General features: G+C 62.4%; 4 protein-coding genes and 1 pseudogene. 4 read left to right on the top strand and 1 reads right to left on the bottom strand.

The annotated features are described in order from the left end of the window. Positions 1-110 precede the first annotated feature (110 nt). Positions 111-2,252 carry a sodium-translocating pyrophosphatase gene (locus EN893_RS18845; RefSeq protein ID WP_127267856.1) on the top strand — a complete coding sequence of 714 codons (2,142 nt, stop codon included), beginning with the start codon at positions 111-113 and terminating at the stop codon, positions 2,250-2,252. A gap of 279 nt (positions 2,253-2,531) precedes the next feature. Here the strand turns inward: EN893_RS18845 and EN893_RS18840 are convergent, their stop codons facing one another. Then, entirely contained in the window at positions 2,532-3,044 is a 513-nt protein-coding gene (locus EN893_RS18840; protein ID WP_127267855.1) for an outer membrane protein assembly factor BamE, read from the bottom strand. 114 nt (positions 3,045-3,158) lie between these two features. On the opposite strand from EN893_RS18840, the gene EN893_RS18835 reads away from it, so the two are divergent. From EN893_RS18835 to EN893_RS18825, 3 genes and pseudogenes are all read left to right on the top strand, one after another. Further along, the gene (locus EN893_RS18835; protein ID WP_127267861.1) at positions 3,159-3,707 is read left to right on the top strand and encodes a ubiquinol-cytochrome C chaperone family protein; all 549 of its coding nucleotides are present in this window, start codon (positions 3,159-3,161) and stop codon (positions 3,705-3,707) included. Next, a complete protein-coding gene (locus EN893_RS18830; RefSeq protein ID WP_027162417.1) occupies positions 3,704-4,252 on the top strand; it encodes a DUF177 domain-containing protein in 549 nt (182 codons plus the stop codon). The genes EN893_RS18835 and EN893_RS18830 overlap by 4 nt, the downstream gene beginning before the upstream one ends. Positions 4,253-4,365: 113 nt before the next feature. Beyond that, positions 4,366-4,915: pseudogene (locus tag EN893_RS18825) on the top strand (phosphate acyltransferase); the annotation flags it as partial.

Below are 4,915 nucleotides of genomic sequence, written 5' to 3'. Positions count from 1 at the left end.
GTTTCGCATACACCGATGCGAAGAGGCGGATTCCGTGCTCGGAATCCGGTCTTTGTCTCAACGGCCCAGGGAGGGGTTCTTTTGGGCCATCAATCGAGGAAAATCCGGCAATGACAATTATTTCCGCCGTCATCGCCTGCGGCCTGCTTTCAATCCTTTACGCCATCTGGGCGACACGTTCGGTCCTTGCGGCCGATCAAGGCAATGCACGCATGCAGGAAATCTCCGCGGCTATCCGCGAGGGCGCACAAGCCTATCTGGCGCGTCAGTACACCACCATCGCCATCGTTGGCGTCGTCGTCCTCGTGCTCGCCTGGTGGCTGCTGTCCATCACCGCCGCGATCGGCTTCCTGATCGGTGCGGTGCTTTCGGGCGCCGCCGGCTTCATCGGCATGCATGTCTCCGTTCGCGCCAACGTTCGTACGGCGCAAGCCGCATCGAACAGCCTCGCTGCCGGCCTCGACATCGCGTTCAAATCGGGCGCCATCACCGGCATGCTGGTTGCTGGCCTGGCCTTGCTCGGCGTGTCGATCTACTACCTCATCCTGACCCACTTCATGGGCCTCCAGCCCAATGACCGCATCGTCATCGACTCGCTGGTCTCGCTCGGCTTCGGCGCATCGCTGATCTCGATCTTCGCCCGTCTCGGCGGCGGCATCTTCACCAAGGGCGCCGACGTCGGCGGCGATCTCGTCGGCAAGGTCGAAGCCGGCATTCCCGAAGATGATCCGCGCAACCCGGCCACCATCGCCGACAATGTCGGCGACAATGTCGGCGACTGCGCCGGCATGGCCGCTGACCTGTTCGAAACCTATGCGGTGACCGTCGTCGCCACCATGGTTCTGGCTGCCATCTTCTTTGGCGGCACCGCCGTTCTGGGTGCGGCCATGCTTTATCCGCTCGCCATCTGCGGCGCCTGCATCCTCACCTCGATCGTCGGCACCTTCTTCGTCAAGCTCGGTTCCAACGGCTCGATCATGGGCGCGCTCTACAAGGGCCTGATCGTCACCGGCCTGCTGTCCATCGTCGGCCTCGGCGTCGCCACACAGGTGACGCTCGGCTGGGGCGAGATCGGCACAGTCGCCGGCATGGTCATCACCGGCAAGAACCTGTTCATATGCGGCCTGATCGGCCTCGTGGTGACCGGTCTCATCGTCGTCATCACCGAGTACTACACCGGCACCAACAAGCGCCCGGTCAACTCCATCGCTCAGGCGTCGGTCACCGGTCACGGCACCAACGTCATCCAGGGCCTTGCGGTCTCGCTGGAATCGACGGCGCTGCCGGCGATCGTCATCGTCGGCGGCATCATCTCGACCTATCAGCTTGCCGGCCTCTTCGGTACGGCGATCGCGGTCACGACGATGCTCGGTCTTGCCGGCATGATCGTTGCGCTCGACGCCTTCGGCCCGGTCACCGACAATGCCGGCGGCATTGCCGAAATGGCCGGCCTGCCCAAGGAAGTGCGCCAGTCCACCGACGCGCTCGACGCGGTCGGCAACACCACCAAGGCGGTGACCAAGGGCTACGCCATCGGTTCGGCCGGTCTCGGCGCACTGGTGCTGTTTGCCGCCTACTCGAACGACCTGAAGTTCTTTGCCGCCAATGGCGACAAATATCCCTACTTCCAGGGCATGGGCGAGATCTCCTTCGATCTCTCCAACCCCTACGTCGTCGCCGGCCTGATCTTCGGCGGCTTGATCCCATATCTGTTCGGCGGCATCGCCATGACGGCCGTCGGCCGCGCGGCGGGCGCCATCGTTGAGGAAGTGCGCAAGCAGTTCCGCGAGGATCCGGGCATCATGGCCGGCACCTCGAAGCCGAACTACGCACGCGCGGTCGATCTGCTGACCAAGGCGGCGATCCGCGAGATGATCATCCCGTCGCTGCTGCCGGTGCTGGCACCGCTCGTGGTCTATTTCGGCGTGCTGTTGATCTCGGGCTCGAAGGCGTCCGCCTTTGCAGCGCTGGGTGCCTCGTTGCTCGGCGTCATCGTCAATGGCCTGTTCGTCGCCATCTCGATGACCTCTGGCGGCGGTGCCTGGGACAACGCCAAGAAGTCCTTCGAAGACGGCTTTGTCGACAAGGACGGCGTCAAGCATCTCAAGGGTTCCGAGGCGCACAAGGCTTCGGTGACAGGCGACACGGTCGGCGATCCCTACAAGGACACCGCTGGCCCGGCCGTCAACCCGGCGATCAAGATCACCAACATCGTCGCGCTCTTGCTGCTGGCCGTGCTCGCGCACGGCTGATCAAGGCTTCAGCCCGAAAAAACCCGCGGGAGCGATCCCGCGGGTTTTTTGTTGAGGCAAAGCCAAACTATCCTTCAGCGCTCGCTTTCGCCCGGTCTTCGCAATGCGTGCGCTGGCACCTTATGCCGGGCCCAGCGTCGTGTTTTCAGTGGTGGCCACTGCAGCATGCCAGTGGCCGTGCCCTGACTGGTGACCCATAACAAAAACCCGCAGGATCGCTCCCGCGGGTTTTTGGTCGCCTGAGATGACGAGGCTTCCGGGAATGGAAGCCGAAGGGAACTAGACGCCGCCGCCGGGAATGCCGGGCGCCAGCTTGCTGGCACCGTTGATGACCTGGCTGAGGAAGTTCTGGTCCTTGCCGCCGGTCGGTGTGGTGCGCGAGATGAAGTCGAACATCTTGCCATCCTTCTTCCCGTAATTGGCGATCTGGGTGACACGGCCATCGGCGCCGAAATAGACAGCCAGCACATGCTGGTCAATGAGCCGTGGCTTGTCGAAGGCGACGTAGCGCTTGCGCGTCTGCGAAATGTAATAGAATGCCTCGTTGTCGAAGGTCGCGGTCGTCGACGGCGTGCCGAGCGCCAGAAGCACCTGCTCGCGGCTCGAACCGACCGGCACCAGGTCGATTGCCTGCTGGTCTATGACGTAACCTTGCGTCAGCGTCTCGCTCGGGCTGAGATCGCCCATCATCTTGGAGGTGTGGCAGGCGGACAGTGCCGAAACGATCATCAGCAGCGAGATCGCGCCGGCGGGCCTGGACGAGAAGGTCGACTTGAAATTCAGCGCGCGCAACAACAACTCCATTAGCTGGCCGCAACTTGCGCTGGGCCGCGAAACCGGTAAACCAGCTTGCTTGCCGATGCAACAAGCCCACTTCAACAAACGGTCCCCAGGAGACCATCCCCAATGTTCCAGCGCTTTTTTGGCCGCGAACGCTACGCCAACCGCGCTATCACCGAGGCGCTTTACGCACAAATCGTGGCGGCGGCGCGGCAGACTGTGTTTTATTCCCACTGGAATGTGCCAGATACGCCGCTTGGCCGTTTCGAGATGCTGTCGCTGCACATGTTCCTGTTCCAGCACAGGTTGCGCGGGGAGAGCGGTGCGGCGCAAGAGGTCGCCCAGGTGCTGATCGACGAGTTCTTCCTTGACGTCGACCATTCGTTGCGGGAATTGGGCATTGGCGACGTTGGCGTGCCCAAACGCATGAAAAAACTGGCAAAGATGTTTTATGGCCGTACCGCTGCCTATGATGATGCCCTGGAAAGAAACGACCATGACGGGCTGACCGCGGCTCTTGCCCGCAATGTCCGGCCCGACACGGGCGCCTGGGCGGAAGCATCGCTGCTGGCCAACTATGTTACCGACGCGCGCAGTCATCTGGCCGCGCAGCCATCCGAATCGATTGTCTCCGGCACGCTGACCTTTCCCGCCGCCAAGGAGGTTGAACAATGAAGCATGTTGACCCGCAAAGCCCGGTCTCCTTCCGCGCCAACATTACGCGCCTGCCGCAGAAGGGCCTGCCGCTGGTTATCGAGGCCGATGCCGCACAGCGTGCGGCACTGGCCGAGGAGCACGGGCTGATTTCGGTCGAATCCTATCGCGCCGAGCTTCTGGTCGCGTCATGGAAGCGCAATGGCGTGAAGATCAGCGGCCGCGTCGAGGCCGACATCACTCAGGCCTGCATCGTCACGCTCGAGCCTGTCGAAGCACATATCGACGAACCGGTCGAAGCGCTGCTGCTGCCCGAGGATTCCAAGCTCGGACGGCAGGGCTTCGATGGTGGCGGCGAGATCCTGCTCGATGCGGAAGGCCCTGACAGTCCAGAGACATTTTCCGGTGACACGATCGATGTCGGGGCACTCGCCGAACAGTATTTCGGGCTCGCCATCGACCCCTATCCGCGTAAGCAGGGCGCATCGCTCAATGCCGGCAGCGAGACCGAACCGGCGGAGAATGAATTTCAGCAAAAACTGCGATCCTTGCTGGGAAAATCCTGAAAAGCTCGCCCGCGACGGAAAAGTCGGTTGTGCGGCAGCCCAAAACCGTTATTTTCGCCGAACCTTCGCGGTCGCTCAAGCGACCTGCCGCCTAACCGTGAGATAAATACCGCGTGATCAGGATTTCCATCGATGCCATGGGCGGCGATCACGGACCAGCCGTGGTCATACCAGCGCTCATGACGGTCGCGACCCGTCGTCCCGACATCCGCTTCGTCATCTTCGGGCGTGAGGAAGTCGTGCGCCCCGAACTTGCCAAATTTCCCAAGCTCGCCGAGATCAGCGAATTCTTCCATTGCGAAGTTGCGGTCAGGATGGACGACAAGCCGAGCCAGGCGCTGCGCCACGGCCGCTGGAAGTCATCGATGTGGAAGGCCGTCGAAGCGGTCAAGGCCGGCACAGCCGACGCCTGCATTTCCGCCGGCAACACCGGCGCGCTGATGGCGATGTCGAAATTTTGCCTGCGCACCATGGCCACCATCGATCGCCCAGCAATCGCAGCCCTTTGGCCAACATTGCGCGGCGAAAGCGTGGTGCTGGACGTCGGTGCGACCATTGGAGCCGATGCGCAACAGCTCATTGATTTTGCCATTCTCGGCACCGGCATGGCGCGCTCGGTCTTCGGCATAGCCCGGCCCAGCGTCGGCCTGCTCAATGTCGGCG

The organism is Mesorhizobium sp. M7A.F.Ca.CA.004.04.2.1, assembly GCF_004022825.1.
Lineage (GTDB): Bacteria > Pseudomonadota > Alphaproteobacteria > Rhizobiales > Rhizobiaceae > Mesorhizobium.
This window is presented reverse-complemented; position numbering and strand designations above follow the sequence as displayed.